General features: G+C 67.1%; 10 protein-coding genes. 4 read left to right on the top strand and 6 right to left on the bottom strand.

Going from position 1 to position 18,352, the window contains the following annotated elements:
* Nucleotides 1-10 precede the first annotated feature (10 nt).
* The 3 genes from MUN33_RS03170 to MUN33_RS03160 all read right to left on the bottom strand — a co-directional run bounded on the left by MUN33_RS03170 (nt 11) and on the right by MUN33_RS03160 (nt 5,883).
* Nucleotides 11-2,692, bottom strand: coding sequence for a glycoside hydrolase family 65 protein (locus MUN33_RS03170; RefSeq protein ID WP_244803475.1), 2,682 nt, complete (start codon nt 2,690-2,692; stop codon nt 11-13).
* Nucleotides 2,689-3,459, bottom strand: coding sequence for an HAD family hydrolase (locus MUN33_RS03165; protein WP_244803474.1), 771 nt, complete (start codon nt 3,457-3,459; stop codon nt 2,689-2,691). Before MUN33_RS03165 ends, MUN33_RS03170 begins: the two co-directional genes overlap by 4 nt.
* Before the next feature lie 228 nt (nt 3,460-3,687).
* Nucleotides 3,688-5,883, bottom strand: a complete 2,196-nt coding sequence (locus MUN33_RS03160) for a malate synthase G (protein ID WP_244803473.1) — start codon at nt 5,881-5,883, stop codon at nt 3,688-3,690.
* Nucleotides 5,884-6,347: 464 nt separating this feature from the next.
* Here MUN33_RS03160 and aceA point away from each other — a divergent pair, with 464 nt between their 5' ends.
* Complete coding sequence (gene aceA / locus MUN33_RS03155; RefSeq protein ID WP_244803472.1) at nt 6,348-7,640, top strand: isocitrate lyase; 1,293 nt, start codon at nt 6,348-6,350, stop codon at nt 7,638-7,640.
* A 324-nt stretch (nt 7,641-7,964) separates the two neighbouring features.
* Here the strand turns inward: aceA and MUN33_RS03150 are convergent, their stop codons facing one another.
* The gene (locus MUN33_RS03150) at nt 7,965-9,080 is read right to left on the bottom strand and encodes a hypothetical protein (RefSeq protein ID WP_244803471.1); all 1,116 of its coding nucleotides are present in this window, start codon (nt 9,078-9,080) and stop codon (nt 7,965-7,967) included.
* A 184-nt stretch (nt 9,081-9,264) separates the two neighbouring features.
* Nucleotides 9,265-10,689 (bottom strand): dihydrolipoyl dehydrogenase, encoded by a 1,425-nt coding sequence (gene lpdA, locus MUN33_RS03145; RefSeq protein ID WP_244803470.1) that lies wholly within the window; start codon nt 10,687-10,689, stop codon nt 9,265-9,267.
* A gap of 492 nt (nt 10,690-11,181) precedes the next feature.
* On the opposite strand from lpdA, the gene MUN33_RS03140 reads away from it, so the two are divergent.
* Entirely contained in the window at nt 11,182-12,576 is a 1,395-nt protein-coding gene (locus tag MUN33_RS03140; protein WP_244803469.1) for an alpha/beta hydrolase, read from the top strand.
* Nucleotides 12,577-12,623: 47 nt separating this feature from the next.
* Nucleotides 12,624-13,919, top strand: coding sequence for a hypothetical protein (locus MUN33_RS03135; RefSeq protein ID WP_244803468.1), 1,296 nt, complete (start codon nt 12,624-12,626; stop codon nt 13,917-13,919).
* Here MUN33_RS03135 and MUN33_RS03130 read toward each other — a convergent pair.
* The gene (locus MUN33_RS03130) at nt 13,870-15,144 is read right to left on the bottom strand and encodes an MFS transporter (RefSeq protein WP_244803467.1); all 1,275 of its coding nucleotides are present in this window, start codon (nt 15,142-15,144) and stop codon (nt 13,870-13,872) included. The genes MUN33_RS03135 and MUN33_RS03130 overlap by 50 nt on opposite strands.
* Before the next feature lie 72 nt (nt 15,145-15,216).
* Between MUN33_RS03130 and MUN33_RS03125 the strand changes: the two genes are divergently transcribed.
* Nucleotides 15,217-17,334, top strand: a complete 2,118-nt coding sequence (locus tag MUN33_RS03125; RefSeq protein ID WP_244803466.1) for an acyl-CoA dehydrogenase family protein — start codon at nt 15,217-15,219, stop codon at nt 17,332-17,334.
* Nucleotides 17,335-18,352: the final 1,018 nt, after the last annotated feature.

Genomic DNA, 18,352 nt, shown 5'->3' with positions numbered 1-18,352 from the left:
GGTGGCCCCGTCACCCGGCGCGCAGCAGTGTCTCCCCGCGGACGGTCACCGGCTCGGAGCTGACCATCGTCTCCTCGCCGCACACCGTGATCGGGCCGACAGCCTCCGGGTCGCCGTCGTCGGTACGCAGGGTCACCTCCCCGTCCGTCACCGAGACCCGCACGGTGCGGCCACGCAGGGTGACCGAGTACTCGAGCGCGCCCCACTCCTCCGGGACCCGCGGGTCGATGGTGAACTGCCCGTAGTGGTCGCGGAAACCGCCGAAGCCGTACACCAGGCAGCTCCACACCCCGCCGCAGGACGCGATGTGCACCCCGTCGGCGGTGTTGCCGTGCAGGTTGTTGAGGTCGATGAACAGCCCGCGGCGGAAGAAGTCCAGTGCCTTGTCGTGCATCCGCAGCTCCGCGGCCATGATCGACTGCACCACGGCCGACAACGAGGAGTCCCCGGTGGTCAGGCGGTCGTAGTAGTTGTAGTCGCGGCGCTTGGTCTCCTCGTCGAACTGGGAGCCCTGCAGGAACAACGCCAGCACCACGTCCGCCTGCTTGAGGACCTGGTACCGGTAGATCGTCAGCGGATGGTAGTGCAGCAGCAGCGGCCGCTTCGGCCCGGTCTCCGGGTCGTCGAGGGTCCACAGCTGCCGCTGCATGAACTGGTCGTCCTGCGGGTTGACCTTGGTCGACTCGTTGAAGGGGATGTACATGGCGTCGGCGGCGCGGTCCCACAGCGACAGTTCGTCCTCGCTGAGCCCCGTCCGACGCATCATGTCGCGGTAGGCGCCCGGCCGGTCGGACCGCATCTGACGCACGACCTCCGCCGCGACGCGGAGGTTGTACTGCGCCATGACGTTCGTGTACAGGTTGTTGTTCACCACGGTGGTGTACTCGTCCGGCCCGGTCACCGAGTGGATCTCGAAACGGGTTCCCGAGGCGTTGAAGAACCCGAGGGACATGAAGAACCGCGCGGTGCCGACGAGGATGTGGATGCCCTCGTCCAGCAGGAAGTCGGTGTCACCGGTGGCGTAGATGTACTTCATCAGCGCGTAGCTGATGTCCGCGTCGATGTGGTACTGCGCCGTGCCGGCGGCGTAGTAGGCGCTGGACTCGTGGCCGTTGATGGTGCGCCACGGGAAGAGCACGCCGTCGTGCGCCAGCTCCAGGGCGCGCTCGCGGGCGGCGGGCAGCATCTTGTAGCGGAAACGCATCGCGTTCCGGGCGACCTGCGGGTTGGTGTACGTGAGGAACGGCATCACGTAGATCTCCGTGTCCCAGAAGTAGTGCCCGCCGTAGCCCGACCCGGTGAGTCCCTTGGCCGCCACGCCCTGGGTCTCCGCGCGTGCGGACGCCTGGATCAGCTGGAAGATGTTCCACCGCACGGCCTGCTGCAGTTCCGGCTGCCCCGGGATGCGCACGTCCGACCGGTCCCAGAAATCCGCCAACCAGGCCTTCTGCTGCTCCTGCAGGGCGCGGAACCCCACGGCCTTGGCACGGTTGATGGTCCGTGCACAGCGGAACGCCAGCTCGTCGGCGGCGACATGACGGGACGAGTGGTAGGAGATGAACTTCTCCAGCCGCAGCTTCATCCCGGTGCGTCCCGCCATGTGGTACACCACCCGGGCCACGTCCTCACGCAGTTCTGTGTGCACCTCCACCCCGTCGACGGCGTGGTCGCCGTCCGCGTCGGCACCGGTGAGCTCGAGCTCGTGGTCCATGCTGACCGCCACGGTCATGCCGGAGTGGTTCACACGGTAGCCCAGGGTCACCCGCTCGTCCTCGGGCTGCGCCTGGTAGGTGGGCAGGAAGACCCGCTGCGAGAACTGCTCGGCCTTGCGCGGGTCCGCCCCGTCACCGACCCCGACCGGGCCGTCCGCGGTGGTGCCGGTGTGGTCGACGACCGTGGAGTACTCGTCCTCCCCGTCCTGCCGGTTGAGGATCTGGGAGGACACGACCACCGCGGCGGGCGCGTCGAGCAGTTCGATCTCGGTGCTGGTGACCATCAGGTGGCGTTCGCTGAAGCTCACCATGCGCTCGTTGGTGATCCGCACCCGCTTGCCGGACGGGGTGCGCCAGACGAAGCTGCGCCGCAGGACACCGTCGCGGAAGTCGAGACCACGGGAGTAGTCCTCGATCTCGTTCTGGGACAGGCGCAGCGGCTCGTCGTCGATGTAGATGCGCAGGGTCTTGGCGTCGGGGACCTGCACGATGGCCTGGCCTTCACGCGCCAGCCCGTAGGCGTCCTCGGCGTGGGAGATCGGCCAGGTCTCGTGCACACCGTTGATGAAGGTGCCGTGTTCCTCCGAGTCACGCCCCTCCGGCGGGGTGCCGCGCACACCGAGGTAGCCGTTGCTCAGCGCGAAATGGCTCTCGGTGAGGCCGAGGGAGGTGCGCTCGGGGCGCTTCTCGTACCAGCCCCACTCGTCGACCGGGTTGTTCTCCCGGTCGATGCCCTCGGTGGGGTCGGCGTCGTGGTGGTGCTGGTCGGCCCGGTAGCCGGTGGGGAACAACCCCTCCCCGTCCGCGCCGCCCACGGTGTCGGCGACCCCGGCCACCTCGGCGGCGTCGGCCATGTCCGCCGTGTCGATCGGACGGTTGACGACGGACGCCACCCGTCGACGTTGGTCGAGGAACTTCTCGAACGCCGTGTTCCGGCTCCCGTTCGTTCCGCTGCCGTCGGTCGCGTCATTTCCGCTCATCGTGCGTCGTCTCCGGATTCGTTGGTGGTCAGTTCAGCCAGGTCGGACACGACGATGTCCGCACCGGCGTCGAGCAGTGTCTCATGTCCCGCGCCCCGGTCGACACCCACGACGAGGCCGAAGCCGCCGGCACGCCCGGAGGCGACACCGGACGTGGCGTCCTCCACGACGACGGCGCGGGACGGGTCGACCCCGAGCGAGCGGGCGGCGAAGAGGTACGTGTCGGGCGCCGGTTTGCCCAGGAGGCCTTCGGCCGCGGCCACCGTGCCGTCGACGATGAGCCCGAAGCGGTCGACCAGCCCGGCGGCGGTGAGGACCTGGCGTGCGTTCTTCGAGGAGCTGACGATCGCCACCTGCGGGGCGGTGCCGGGCTTGCCGGCGGTGCCGGGGTCGTCGAGGCTGTCAAGCTCGTCGAGCAACGCCACCGATCCCGGATAGGGGTCCATCCCCTGGCTCAGGACGCGCAGGAAGTCCTCGTTCTTACGCAGCCCGAGGCCGACGACGGTGTCCTCGGTCGGCGTGGCCGTCGCCGCGTCCCCGAGCGGCAGTGTGATGCCGCGGGACGCCAGCAGTGCCTGGACCCCCTCGTCGCGGGAGCGTCCGTCGAGGTGGTCGTAGTAGTCCTGTTCCGTGTAGGGCGCGGCGCCCCGGTCCTGCAGGAACTCGGTGAACATCGTCGCCCATGCGGCGCGGTGCAGGTCCGCGGTGGGTGTGATGACACCGTCCAGGTCGAAGAGGACGGCGTCGAAGGTTCTCAGGTCAGGCATCCTGGGCGTACTCCTCGGTGGGGGGATCGTGTCAGGGGGCCAATGATAGTGCGCCGACCGGGCGTCTGCTGCCCGTCAGGCCCACGCCGCTCTCCCGCCGCTCTCCCGTCACACGCAGCAACCCCGGAGGTCGGTGGGACCAACCTCCGGGGTTGCTGCGTGCTGCCACGCGCTGCGACGTGCTGCCACGCGCTGTCGCGTACTACGGTTCGCAGCCTACGGTGCCGCTTACGCGATCCCGTTCTTCTCCTTGAACTCACGACGACGCGCGTGCAGGATCGGCTCGGTGTAACCGGCCGGGCTCTCGGTGCCCTTGAAGACCAGGTCCTTGGCTGCCTGGAAGGCGATGGAGGCGTCGAAGTCGTCCGACATGTTGCGGTACTCCGGGTCGCCGGCGTTCTGCCCGTCGACGATCTTCGCCATGCGCTCCAGGGCGTCGGTGACCTGCTCCTCGCTGACGATGCCGTGCTTCAGCCAGTTTGCCAGGATCTGGGAGTTGATGCGCAGCGTGGCGCGGTCCTCCATCAGGTCGACATCGTGGATGTCGGGGACCTTGGAGCAGCCCACGCCCTGTTCGACCCAGCGGACGACGTAGCCCAGCAGCGACTGGCAGTCGTTGTCGACCTCTTCCTTGATCTGCTCCTCGGTCCAGCCGGCCTCGGGCTGGACAGGCAGCGTCAGCAGGTCGCCGAGGGTGTCGCGACGCCCGTCGGACAGGAGCTTCTCCTGGACGGAGAAGACGTCGACGAGGTGGTAGTGGGTGGCGTGCAGGCTGGCGCCGGTCGGCGACGGGACCCACGCGGTGGTCGCGCCCTCCCGCGGCTGGCCGATCTTCTCGCGGATCATGTCCGCCATCAGCTCGGTCTTGGCCCACATGCCCTTACCGATCTGCGCCTTGCCGGGCAGGCCGTGGGCGAGGCCGGCGTCGACGTTGTTGTCCTCGTAGGCGATCTTCCAGGCGGCGGTCTGCAGCTCCGGCTTGCGGACGACGGGCCCGGCGAGCATGGAGGTGTGGATCTCGTCGCCGGTGCGGTCGAGGAAGCCGGTGTTGATGAAGGCCAGTCGCTCGGAGGACGCGGCGATGCAGGCGTCGAGGTTGGCGCTGGTGCGTCGTTCCTCGTCCATGACACCGACCTTGAGGGTGTTGCGGGGCAGGCCGAACAGGTCCTCGACGTCGGAGAAGAGCTCGCCGGTGAAGGCGACCTCGTCCGGGCCGTGCTGCTTGGGCTTCACGATGTAGATCGAGCCGGTGCGGGAGTTGCGGCGCGGGTTGTCCAGGTCGGTGCCGGGGATGGCGCAGGCGGTGGTGATGACCGCGTCCATGATGCCCTCGAAGATCTCCTCGCCGTCGGCGTCGAGGATCGCGGGGTTCTGCATCAGGTGCCCGACGTTGCGGACGAACAGCAGGGAGCGGCCGTGCAGGCGCAGGTCCTGGCCGTCGCGGCCGGTGTAGGTGCGGTCGTCGTTCAGCGCACGGGTGAAGGTCTTGTCGCCCTTGGCGACCTCGACGCTGAGGTCACCGGTGTTCAGTCCGAACCAGTTGGAGTAGCCGAGGGTCTTGTCGGTGGCGTCGACGGCGGCGACGGAGTCCTCGAAGTCCATGATGGTGGAGACGGCGGACTCCATGAGGATGTCCTTGACCCCGGCCTTGTCGTCGGCACCGACCGGGTGCGACGGGTCGATCTGGATCTCGAGGTGCAGGCCGTTGTGGCGCAGCAGGATGCCGGTGGGGGCGTCCTTCTCCCCGGCGTACCCGACGTAGACCTCGGGCTCCTGCAGGTGGACCTCCCGGCCGTCGATGACGGCGACGAAGCGGTCGGAGCTGACGTCGTACTTCTCGACGTCGGTGTGCGAGCCGGACTCCAGCGGCACGGCCTGGTCCAGGAAGTCACGGCCCCAGGCGATGACCTTGTCGCCGCGGACCTTGTTGTAGCCCTTGCCCTTCTCGGCTCCGTCGTCCTCGGGGATCACGTCGGTGCCGTAGAGGGCGTCGTAGAGGGAACCCCAACGGGCGTTCGCGGCGTTGAGGGCGAAGCGTGCATTGAGGATCGGGACGACCAGCTGCGGGCCGGCGGTCTCGGAGATCTCCGTGTCGACGTTCCGGGTGGAGATCTCGAAGTCGCCGGGCTCGTCGACCAGGTAGCCGATCTCCTTGAGGAAGGCGGTGTACTTCTCGGGGTCCTGGACACCGGGGTTCTCGGTGTACCACTGGTCGAGCTTGACCTGCAGGTCGTCGCGGACGGCGAGCAGTTCGCGGTTCCGCGGCGTGTGCTTGGCGACGATCTCACCGAAACCGGCCCAGAACGTGTCGGCGTCGACACCGATCCGGGGCAGGACGGTGTCGGTCACGAAGTTGTAGAGGGTCGCGGAGACTTGGAGGCCTCCTGCTGCGATCCGATCCGTCTGCCGGGACTCTGACGTCATTGACTGCTCCTTCGTAAATGGGACGTGCGGGACGGACGCCGGATGGGCGGCCGTCGCTGTAGCCCCAAGACTAGGTGAGCCACGTCACCGAGGACGAGCAACTGAACGTACGGGGTGTTCCGTTACCCCCACGGACGGGAATATCCGGAGACCCCGGGGCGCGCAGATGATCGCTATGAAGGTATACCTAACGTGACAGGGATCGCACGTTCGTCCTGCAAGTGGCATTAATTGCCCACATCATGAGATGTTTGGTCCCGCATATAGAGAACAGGGGTGAAGCGTTTTTCCGGCTACCCCCGGTGTTACCTGGAACACCCCAACCTTTTGACGTGCCCTTTTCCATCGGTATCCTCATGTACAGCCGACCCGGCCGACGGCGGACGAGCTCTTGTCCACCGCGTGCCCCGGGTAGAGCGCCGTTACCGCCAATCTCTCACCACTTAAAGGGAGTGAGTACTTACATGTCGAACGTCGGACAGGCCCGTACCGCCGCCGAAATCCAGAAGGACTGGGACGAGAACCCCCGTTGGAAGGGGATCACCCGCGATTACACCGCCGAGCAGGTCGCCGAGCTCCAGGGCACCGTCGTCGAGGAGCACACCCTCGCACGCCGCGGCTCCGAGATCCTCTGGGACGCCGTGACCCAGGAGGGCGACGGCTACATCAACGCCCTCGGCGCCCTGACCGGTAACCAGGCTGTCCAGCAGGTCCGCGCCGGCCTGAAGGCTGTCTACCTGTCCGGTTGGCAGGTCGCCGGTGACGCGAACCTCTCCGGCCACACCTACCCGGACCAGTCGCTGTACCCGGCCAACTCCGTGCCGGCCGTGGTCTCGCGCATCAACAACGCACTGCTGCGTGCCGACGAGATCTCCCGCGTCGAGGGTGACGACTCCGTCGACAACTGGCTCGTCCCGATCGTCGCCGACGGTGAGGCCGGCTTCGGTGGCGCCCTCAACGTCTACGAGCTGCAGAAGGCCATGATCAAGGCCGGCGCCGCAGGTACCCACTGGGAGGACCAGCTCGCTTCGGAGAAGAAGTGCGGCCACCTCGGCGGCAAGGTGCTGATCCCCACCCAGCAGCACATCCGCACCCTGAACTCCGCACGCCTGGCAGCGGACGTCGCCAACACCCCGACCGTCGTCATCGCACGTACCGACGCCGAGGCCGCCACCCTGATGACCTCCGACGTCGACGAGCGCGACGCGAAGTTCCTCACCGGTGAGCGTTCCGCCGAGGGGTACTACTACGTCCAGAACGGCCTCGAGCCCTGCATCGCCCGTGCGAAGTCCTACGCTCCGTACGCGGACATGATCTGGATGGAGACCGGCACCCCGGACCTCGAGCTCGCCAAGAAGTTCGCCGAGGGCGTCCGCGAGGAGTTCCCGGACCAGCTGCTGTCCTACAACTGCTCCCCGTCCTTCAAGTGGTCCGCCCACCTGGACGACGACGAGATCGCCAAGTTCCAGAACGAGCTGGGCGCGATGGGCTTCAAGTTCCAGTTCATCACCCTGGCCGGCTTCCACGCCCTGAACTACTCCATGTTCGATCTGGCCCACGGCTACGCCCGCAACCAGATGAGCGCCTTCGTCGACCTGCAGAACCGCGAGTTCAAGGCCGCCGAGGAGCGTGGCTTCACCGCCGTCAAGCACCAGCGTGAGGTCGGCGCCGGCTACTTCGACCGCGTCGCCACCACCGTGGACCCGAACTCCTCCACCACCGCCCTGAAGGGCTCCACCGAGGAGACCCAGTTCTAGGACCTGCCGGGGAGTCCTCCCCGACGGTTCCTGACTGAGGAACGGACCGGCCGGTCAGCAGAGATGCTGACCGGCCGGTTTTTTCATGGGCGGACGGCGCCGGACATGACACCCGGGGACAGACAATGCGCCTGAGCCTGCACAATGCGCCCGGACCTACACAATCGCACCCAATAACGATCTAATCCTCACATAACCCCAGGTCGCATATGCAGCAGCCCCTTATGGGGTGCGGCCATCGACGCGACCGCCGAGATCGCTGAGACCACCGAGGCCGCCGAGCCCCCTGCACCCGGCACCGCGACCCCCCCCCGTACCGCTCCCCTACCTGGACCGGCGGTCACGGAACCGGCTCGGCGGCTGGTCCTCGTACAGGCCGGTGATCTGGCGACGGATGTGCTCGCGCCGGTTGTAGGTGGCTTCCCGGATGGCGTCGTCGTTGTCGAAGCTCGAGCCGATCGCGCCGGCCATCGTCCCCAGCGAGGCGGTCAACCAGGCCAGTTTAGCGTAGCCCCAGGGGAACGGCTCGTCACTGACCTGCGCCCGGAAGTAGTTCGTGTCCACGATGACGATCGACAGCACCAGCAGGACCACGAACACCGTGGTGTAGATCATCGCGGCGGCGATCAGCACCGTGACCAACGTCGCCCGGTTGTCCATCCGGGCACGCCACTTGGCCACCCCGTCGCCGTCACGCTTGGGCCACCGGTTCCACAGTCCGTTGTGGTAGATCAGCCAGAAGGTCAGTGCGCCGACGGCGGCGAGGCTGATCACGAACATGCGCAGGATCGAGATGGTGTACGACATCTGCCACATCGAGCCGTAGAAGATGCCGTACGCACCGGTGGCGATGCCGATCGCCAGACAGCCGGTGAGGACCTGGTACAGCTCGGTCGGACGGTTGCCGGCGACCATGCCGAGCAGGAGCCGCAGCGACCGCCCCCATCCGTCGATGACCCGGGTGGTGTCCGCCTCGGAGTCACCGCCCTCGATGTCCCTGGTGTCCGAGACCTCCTCCAGCACACCGGCGCCGGCGGGCTTGTTCTTCAGCAGGCGGCTCAGTTCCTGGCGCAGGCCCTCCTGGGCCCGTAGCAGGCCGAAGGCGGGCAGGCACAGCATCGTCACCCGGCCCCGGTACACGGTCTGGCTGATGACGGGACGTTCGGTGGTCAGCGGTAGGTCGGTCACGTAGATCATGCGGTCCCAGCCGTGGTTCTCGAGGATCCCACCGGCGCTGTCGGACAACCGGACGCTGCCGTCGAGCCCCATCGGGAGGGTACTGGTGCGCACCACGACGCGCGGCAGGCCGAGGGCGATGAGGTCCTCGTCGCTGAGGTGCGTCTCGTCAGTGTGGACGCCGAGTTTCTCGAGCACACGCACGACGCGCTTCTCGGGGAGGCCGCGGTCGACCATCACACCGATCACTGTTACCTTCTCCATGGCCAGTCCCTGCCTCCTGCCTACGTATGACCACCGTGATGGCGAGAATCGTACCCGAACCGGGGTGTGTCCTGCGGATAAGACTGCGCCCGTGCACGGTTCACGGGTGAACTCGTGCACGGGCGGGGACTTCTCCCGTCGGGACGGCAGGAGGCTGCAGGGATCTGCAGGGATCTGCAGGGAACTACAGGTTGATCATGTGCCCCATGGTGCCTTCGGCGGCCTCCTTGACGGCCTCCGACAGCGTCGGGTGGGTGTGGACGTTGCGTCCGATCTCCTCGGCGGTCAGGTCGAACCGCTGTGCAAGCGTCAGCTCGGGCAGCAGCTCCGAGACATCCGGGCCGACCATGTGCCCACCGATGAGCTCGCCGTATTCGGCGTCGACGACAATCTTCACGAAGCCGACACCCTCGTTGAGGCCCATCGCCTTGCCGTTGGCGCTGTAGGGGAAGGACGCGACCTTGATCTCGCGGCCGTTCTCCTCGGCCATCTTGCGGGCCGCTTCCTCGGTGTAGCCGAAGGACGCGACCTGCGGGCTGCAGAACGTGGCGCGCGGCATGTTCATGTAGTCGCCCAGTTCCTGGGTCTCCACGCCGGCGATGGTCTCGGCGGCGACCACGCCCTGCGCCTCCGCCACGTGTGCCAGCTGCAGCTTGGCGGTCACGTCGCCGATGGCGTAGATGCCCTTGACGTTGGTGCGCATGCGCTCGTCGATGTCGATGGCACCGCGGTCGGTGAGCTTCACACCGGTGTTCTCCAAGCCGAAGCCCTCGACACGCGGGGCGAAACCGATGGAGACCATCACGCGGTCGGCCTTGATGGTCTCGGACTTGGAGCCGTCGGCCGCCTCGATGTCGACCTCGACGCCGGCGTCGCCGCCGAGGTCGCGCACGGCGGTGGTCTTGTGACCGGTCTTCAGGTTCACGCCGAGCTTCTTGTACTGCTTGGCGATCTCCTTGGAGACGTCCTTGTCCTCGTTGGGCAGAACGCGGTCCATGAACTCGACGACGGTGATGTCCACGCCGAAGTTGGCCAGGACGTAGGCGAACTCCATGCCGATGGCGCCGGCGCCGATGATGACCATCGACTTCGGGGCGTTCTCCTCGAGGATCTGCTCCTCGTAGGAGACGATGTTGCCGCCGATCTCCACACCCGGCAGGGACTTCACCACGGAGCCGGAGGCGATGATGGCGTTGTCGAAGGTGATGGTCTTGCCGGCGTCGTCACCCTCAGTGATCTCGACGGTGTGGTCGTCGGTGAAGGAACCGACACCGTTGATCTCGGTGATCTTGTTCTTCTTCATCAGGAAGTGGACACCCTTGACGATGCCCGCGGACACCTTGCGGGACCGCTTGTGGGCGACAGAGTAGTCCATGCTGATGTTGTCACCGGTGATGCCGAAGGTCTTGGCGTCGTGGGTGAGGATGTGCGAGATGTCCGCGTTACGGATCAACGCCTTAGAGGGGATGCAGCCGACGTTCAGACAGACGCCGCCCCAGTACTGCTTCTCGATCACTGCGGTCTTCAGGCCCAGCTGTGCCGCACGGATGGCGGAGACATATCCGCCGGGGCCCGCACCGATTACTACTACGTCATAATGTTCAGCCACACCGTCAAGGATACGACTTTTCCGGCGCCGTGTGCGGACCCGGGGCACCGTCCACAGTGTTCCCTGACGAAAGTACAGGTCAGGACGGTGCCCTGTTACTACATGAAACGCACGACGAGGTCGGTGATCGACGAGATGAAGTGGTTGATGTTGCCGCCGAGCACCTCGTTGGAGCTGACGATGAACTGGTCGATGGGGGCGAGATTCACTGGGGTTCCTCTTTCACGTGTGCGGGGATGCGCGTCTCGATGTCTTGATGTCGCACTCAACCTTAAACGGTCGGCCGACGGCAAGTGCTACACCCCGGGACATTCCACCGGCCCTGAGGGGGTGGGGCCCGCACCGCCGGTGACCTCCCCCGAGGTAACGCCGCCACGGGCGCGACCGTTTCCCCACAGGAAACAGGAACCTGGCTTACAGCCGGAAGGCCCACCGGCTATGCTGACAGGGTCTGCCTTGCACCGATTTACCGACTTTCTTGTTGAGGACCGAATGAACAAGCGCGCCATCGCCCGCGTCACGGCCGCGGCCGTCGCCACAGCCCTGCCCCTGTCCGTCATCAGCGTGCTCGGCACGGGTGCCGCGGTCGCCGGGGAAGCCCTGACAACCGCCGCGCAGTCCGAGACCGGCGACGGTCGTCCGGCCTCGGACTTCCGCGACGCGGCGACGGTGAACGACCCCTTCCCCACCCGCGCAGCAGCGGAGCAGAGGAACTACGTCGAGGAATCCAAGGCCGCGTGGCGTGACTACGTGTACCAGGCGGAGGACGGCTCCAACGAGGCCGAGCAGGCCACCTGGAAGGCCGGCGACCGCTACAAGCGGATGGAGGAGCGTCTGGTGCACTCCGAGGCCATGAACCGCGACATCCCGATCGTCACGATCCGGGCCAGGGACGACCATGCGAACGCCCCGACGATCTACCTGCTCAACGGTGCAGACGGCGGCGAGGGCGCGGCGAACTGGCTGCGTCAGACCAACGCCGTGGACTTCTACGGCAACCAGATCGGCAACGTGAACGTCGTCATCCCCATGGAGGGCGCGTTCTCGTACTACACCGACTGGGAGCAGCCGAACGCGACCCTCGACAAGGGCGGCAAGAAGCAGGCCTGGGAGACCTTCCTGGTCCAGGAGCTCCCCGGGCCGATGGAGTCAGCCCTGGGCACGTCGAACCCGAACCGTTCCATCATCGGTATGTCCATGACCGGGTCCACCACCCTGGTCTACGGCGAGAAGTACTCCGGGTTCTACGACTCCATCGGCGCCTACTCCGGCTGCGCGGCGACCTCCGGCGAGGCGGCCCGCACCGTGGACATCGTCCTGGACCGCGGCAACGCCACCTACGAGCAGATGTGGGGCGACCGCAACGGGGCCGTGGCGCTGGAGAACGACGCCCTGGCCAACGCCGCCGACCTGAAGGACCAGCACAACGTCTACGTCTCGTCTTCCACGGGTCTGATGGGTGAGCACGACGTGCCCTCCGGCGACCGGCTCAACGGTTTCCTCCCCGGCTCGATCACCCCGGCCGTCGAGGGTGGTGCCATCGAGGCCGTGACCAACGTCTGCACCCACATGCTGAAGTCCAAGACGGACGCCGCCGGCATCACCCGGGAGTCCAACAACCTGGTGTACAACTTCCGCAACACCGGCACCCACCAGTGGGGCTACTGGCAGGACGACATGTTCGACTCCTGGCCCACCATCTCCGAAGGCCTCTTCCCCGGCAACGGTGCCGAGGCGGTCCGTCAGCGTGACGCGGGCAAGGCCGACTACCTGCAGAAGAACCCGGGCATGGGCGCCCGCGGTTCCACCCCGGTCTCCTCGCTGATCCCGCTCCAGGAGTCCGTCTCCGACGCACTGGCGGAGCAGTACGGCGAGGCCGCCGAATAAGGACCGGACGTCCGATTCCCGCCGTCACCCGGAAAACCACCGGGCCCGTGAGGGCCCTCTCCGCCGCCACCCTCGTGGTGGCGGTTTCCGGTTATGCGGTGATCGTCGTCGCCGGCCGGGCGCTCGACACCGTGAGCTACGAGGCGTTCTCGGTGTTCTGGGGTCTGTTCTTCGCCCTGGCCGGACTGGTCGACGGGCTGTTGCAGGAGACCGCGCGGTCGGTGGCCGCGCGCCGCAGCCCGTCGGGACGGCTGCTGCCGGACGCCGCGTCCTGTGCCCGCCCGATGGCGGTGGCGCTGGGGTTCGCCGTGGTCGTCGGGGCCCTGACCGTCGCCTCGGCGCCGTTGTGGTCATCGGCGGTCCTCCCCGACGACCGGGGGCTCGAGGTGTCGGGGGCGCTCCTGATGGCCGTGGGGTTGGCGTCCTACACGTTCCAGGCCGCGGTGTGCGGCCTGTTGTCCGCCGCGACCCGTTGGTCGGCGTTCGCGTGGCTGATCAGCGTGGACAGTGCCGTCCGGATCCTGTTGGCGTTGGTGGCGTGGGTGCTGGGCTGGCACCTGCTGGCGTTCCTGTTGGTCACGGTGGTCGGCGCGGCGACGTGGCTGGGATTCCTGCTTCTGGTGCCGGCCCAACGCGACGTCCTGCGTGAGGTGGGGGACGTACCGGCCGCGGAGTTCGTCCGACGGACGGTCAAGGCGATGCTGGCGTCGGGGGCGAACGCGGTGCTGATCACGGGGTTCCCGGTGCTGCTCTCGTTCACCTCGGGTAGTGGCGTGGCACCGGGTGCGTTGGCCGCGGTGATCACGGCGGTCACGCTGACCCGTGCCCCGTTGCTGGTTCCGTTGCAGCGTTTCCAGCCGGCGTTGATCGTGCATTTCACGCGGCACCGCGACCGGGTGCTGCAGGCCTGCGCGGCCCCGGCGGCGGTCATCGTGGGGACCGCCGTGGCGGGCGGGGTGGCGGCGTACTGGCTGGCCCGCCCGCTGATGCTGCTCTTCTTCGACGCCGGTCTGGTCAGCCCGGCGCTGGTCCTGGCGCTCCTGACGGTGGCCTCCGCGTCGACGGCGCTGCTGATGGTGACGGGCTCGGCCGCCCATGCCGCCGAACGCCATTCCCTGTATCTCGCGGGATGGGCGGTGGCGACCGTCGCCGCTGTCGCACTCCTGCTGGTGGACGCCTCGCCGGAGGCCCGGGCGGTGCTGGCGCTGGGGGTCGCGCCATTGGCGGGTGTGGTGGTGCACCTCGGGGTGCTGGTCCTGCGGCCGCAGCTGCCAACCTCCCCCCGGTCGGCGGCTACTCCCCTGCCGCGGGCAGGTTCTTCCGGGAGAACACGGAGACGATGACGAGGCAGACCACGGCGACGACGATGCCTGCCCCGAGCATCTCCGGGTAGCTGAAGGTGGACGACAGCCTGGTGAGGATCATGGGGAAGAAGAACCCGATGTAGGTCAGGGTGTAGTACGCCGCGGTCAGCCCGGCGAGGTCGTCCGGCCCGGCGATGCGCTGGACCTCGGTGAGTCCGCTGATCAGGCAGAGGCCGTAGGCGGCGCCGAGGATAACCGCCACGACGACCGCGCTCCACACCGCGATGTCCATGGCGGCGGCGCTGGCGACGCCCATCCCGACGATCACCAGGAGCAGCGCGACGATCGGGCCGCGGGCGTTGCGGTCGGTGTTGATCCGGGGGCCGAACTGCTGGATGGTGAAGCCGGACGCCAGGGAGATCACGGTGAGCAGGCCCGAGAAGGCCACCGGAACGTCCACCTGGTCCTGGACCAGCCGCGGCGTGATGGCGTAGGCCACCCCGGCCGCGCCGAACACCCAGGGTGCGATGGGCGCGACCACGGTGAGGAAGCGTGGGTGCCGGACCGTCGGGACGAGGATGTCCGACCAGAAGGAGCCCTTCACCTTCAGGTGGGCGGACTGGCGGGTCTCCGGCACGGTCATCAGTCCGGCCAGGGCGACGACGGAGATGGCGCAGTGCACGATGTACGGCAGCTGGCCGGGGATCGGGCCCCATTCGGCGAGGACACCGGCGAGGCCGGCACCGAGGCCGAAGCCCGCGGTCAGTGACATGGTGGCCCGTTTCGCGCCGGACGAGGCGGTCGCCCCGGGGTCGAACGCCGGGGTGGAGAGTTCCTTGATCCAGGACCCGCCGACGGACATGGCGATCCCCACGGCGAGGCCCGCCAGGATCCGTCCGATGAACATCACGGTCTCGGTGGTTTCACCGACGGCGATGAAGATGCTGCCCAGCAGGGCAACGGCGGGGGCCGGGAGCATCACGGCCTTGCGTCCGAAGCGGTCCGAGAGCGGCCCGCAGATCAGCAGGCCGCCGATGATGCCGACGGCGTAGGACACCAACAGCGAGTCGACGAAGACATCGCTGAACACGGCTTCCTGCCGGTAGAACACGAGCATCGGGGTGGCTTCGTTACCGCCCCAGGCCACGCTGAACACGGCGAAGGCGACGAAGAGCCAGGCCCGGGCGTCGCGGGAGGAGCGTCCGGCCCGCCGTCGGTCCGGGCGGAGTGAGGGAACCTGCTCGTTACGGTCATTCTCGGTCATACCTCACATGGTAGGACCTCTGAGTGTCCGTCCTCACACCCAGGCCCCTGTCCACACGTACCATCGGGTGGTATGACACACACCGAGAAGTCCCCCGACACCGCTGTCACCTCCGGCACCTCCGATATCGCGGCGGGGCTGACCCGCCGCGGCTCCGACCGTCCGGCGAAGCTCCGCGACCGTGCGGACCGCGCCGTCCGCACGGCCGTGGCCGCGGAGCTCCAGGATGTCCTGGACGGGCGGTGGCCGGACGTGAAGAACCGGACCCGCGCCCTGATCGAGGAGAAGGACCTCCGTCCCGACGACACACTGGGCATCGACGAGGCCCGGGAACGCACCCTGGCCCAGGTGCACGACATGCTCTCCACCGGCGCACCACGCGGGGCGTTCCACGAGGACCACGGCGGCACCGGGGACATCGGCGCCACCCTGACCTCCATCGAGGTCGTGGGTGGCGCCGACCTGTCCCTGATGGTCAAGGCCGGGGTGCAGTGGGGCCTGTGGGGAGGTGCGGTGGAGAACCTGGGCACCGCGCGCCACATCCCGCTGATCAAGGACATCATGGAGCTGCGCACGCTCGGCTCGTTCGCCATGACCGAGCGTGGGCACGGGTCGGACGTCCAGTCGTTGGAGACCACCGCGGTCTACGACAGACAGACCCGGGAGTTCGTGATCAACACCCCGACCGCGTCGGCGGAGAAGTGGTACATCGGCAACGCCGCGAAGCACGCCCGCATGGCCGCGGTGTTCTGCCAGCTGTATACCCCGGACGAGGACGGCGACCTGGGTGAGTCCCACGGTGTGCACTGCATCGTCGTGGAGGTCCGCGACGAGGACGGGACGGCGAAGCCCGGGGTGGGCATCGGCGACCACCTGCACAAGGGCGGGCTGAAGGGCGTGGACAACGGCACGTTCACCTTCGACCATGTGCGTGTGCCGCGGGAGAACCTGCTCAACCGGTTCGCCGACGTCTCCGAGGAGGGTGAGTACTCCTCCCCCATCGAGTCCGACGGGGCGCGGTTCTTCACCATGCTGGGTGCGTTGATCCGTGGACGGATCACCGTGGGCGCTGCCTCGGGCGCGGCGGCGCGCTCGGCGTTGGCGATCGCGACGGGGTACGCGAACCTGCGCCGGCAGTTCGCCCCGGACGACGACCTGCCGGAGAACCGGCTCATCGAGCACCGCAAGCACCGTCTGCGCCTGATCCCGTTGATCGCCCGGAGTTACGGTCTGCAGTTGGCGTCGAACCAGTTGATCTCCCGGTTGCATGACCTGGAGAGCGCGGGGATCGACCGGACGGACATGACCAAGGAGCAGCGTTGGGACCAGCGGGAGCTGGAGGCCCACGCGGCCGCACTGAAGGCGGCGAACACCGCCCATGCCACGCGTGTGATCCAGGAGTGCCGTGAGGCGTGCGGAGGCGCGGGGTACATGACGGAGAACCTGCTGACCACCTTCAAGGCGGACTCGGACGTGTTCACCACCTTCGAGGGCGACAACGTGGTGATGATGCAGTTGGCGGCGAAGGAACTGCTGACCGGGTTCTCCCGGGAGGTCGGGGACCTGAAGCCGTTGGAGCTCGTGCGCTTCGGCCTGGACAACTTCGGTACGTTGCTGAAACGCCGGACGGCGGCGGACACCTTGATCCAGAACCTGGTGGACTCGTTCACGGACCGGGAGGAGACGTCCCTGTTCGACGCGGCCTACCAGGTGGAGCTACTCACGGAGCGGGAGAACCGTCTGCTGATGTCGTTGATCCGCCGGATCCGGCCGGCGCAGAAGATGGAGATCAAGGATGCTGCCGCGCTGGTGGACAAGGCCCAGGACCACCTCCTGGAGTGCGCGTGGGCGCATGTGGACCGGATCATCCTGGAGGCGATGCTGGAGGCGGAGGCCGGCCTGCCGGACGGGCAGGCGAAGGAGATCATGGAGCAGGTACGTGACGTCTTCGTGCTGGACATCATCCACGGGAACAGCGGTTGGTACCAGGAGCAGAACCTGTTGACGGGGACCCGGACGAAGGCCGCCCGCGCGGCACTGAACGACCTGGTGGATTCCCTCGGGCCCTGGTCACAGACGCTGGTGGACGCCTTCGCCGTGCCGGGGAACATCGCCGACGTGCCGTTGATGACGGACTACGACGACATGGTCCCCCGGGCACAGACGCACCCCGCTGCCGGTATGCACTAATGCTTCCATAACTTTCCACTAAAAGTGGATACCCTTACCTCCAGTGAAGCAACCACCCCCGCCATGAACGCCGTTAATGCACGTCGCTGAAGTGTTTTCACCCCCGACATGAGCGCCGGGTCGCTGTTACACGTTCGTTACCTTCACAGGAAGGGGCATCGTCCGCTACAGTTTGACCCGTACCGCAGACGGCCCACCGGCCGGACACGGTCAGACCGTATACGTTCTACCGAAAGGGGTCATCATGACCGACATCGCTACCATCCTCACCACCGTCATCGACGCCATCGTCGCTACCTTCGGCACCGTCCTCGACACCGTCGCCGGTTCCGTCAAGTAAGACGGCTGCCCCAGCTCTTGGGGCACATCAAACGCTCCGATCAGCTCCGGCTGGTCGGAGCTTTTGCATGTCCCGAGCCTTCCCACTGACGGTACCGCCCCACGCCCACAGACAGAAGGATTCTTTCCACAGCGTAACGATTTGCCGGATGGCCCCGATACTAGGAATGAAGCGCCGCAGGGGCCTCACAAGGACCACCGCCGCGCCCACCCAGTACACACAACCGGAAGGCAAACACCATGACCGCCATCGCTGAGATCCTCACCACCGTCATCAACGCCATCGTCGACACCTTCGGCACCGTCCTCGACACCATCGTCGGTTCCGTCAAGTAAGACGGTGAGCTAGCCCCCCAGGGACAGCCGGACAGACCCCGACCAGCTGACGCTGGTCGGGGTCTCCTCTATGCCCCCGGAACCTCCATCCCCTTCTCCAGCGGCGACACACCTCCCGGCCAGGAGAGGAAAGATTCTTGACGCGATGTAACGGACCGCAGGACGCCCCCGATACTAGATCTGAAGCGCCACGGGCCCGACCGGGAACGTTGCTGCGCTAACCCCATACATTCAATCGGAAGGTCACCTTCATGTCTGCAATCGCTGAGATCCTCACCACCGTCATCAACGCCATCGTCGACACCTTCGGCTCCGTCCTCGACACCATCGTCGGTTCCGTCAA

It is taken from the genome of Corynebacterium kalidii (genome assembly GCF_022869005.1).
GTDB lineage: Bacteria > Actinomycetota > Actinomycetes > Mycobacteriales > Mycobacteriaceae > Corynebacterium > Corynebacterium kalidii.
This window is presented reverse-complemented; position numbering and strand designations above follow the sequence as displayed.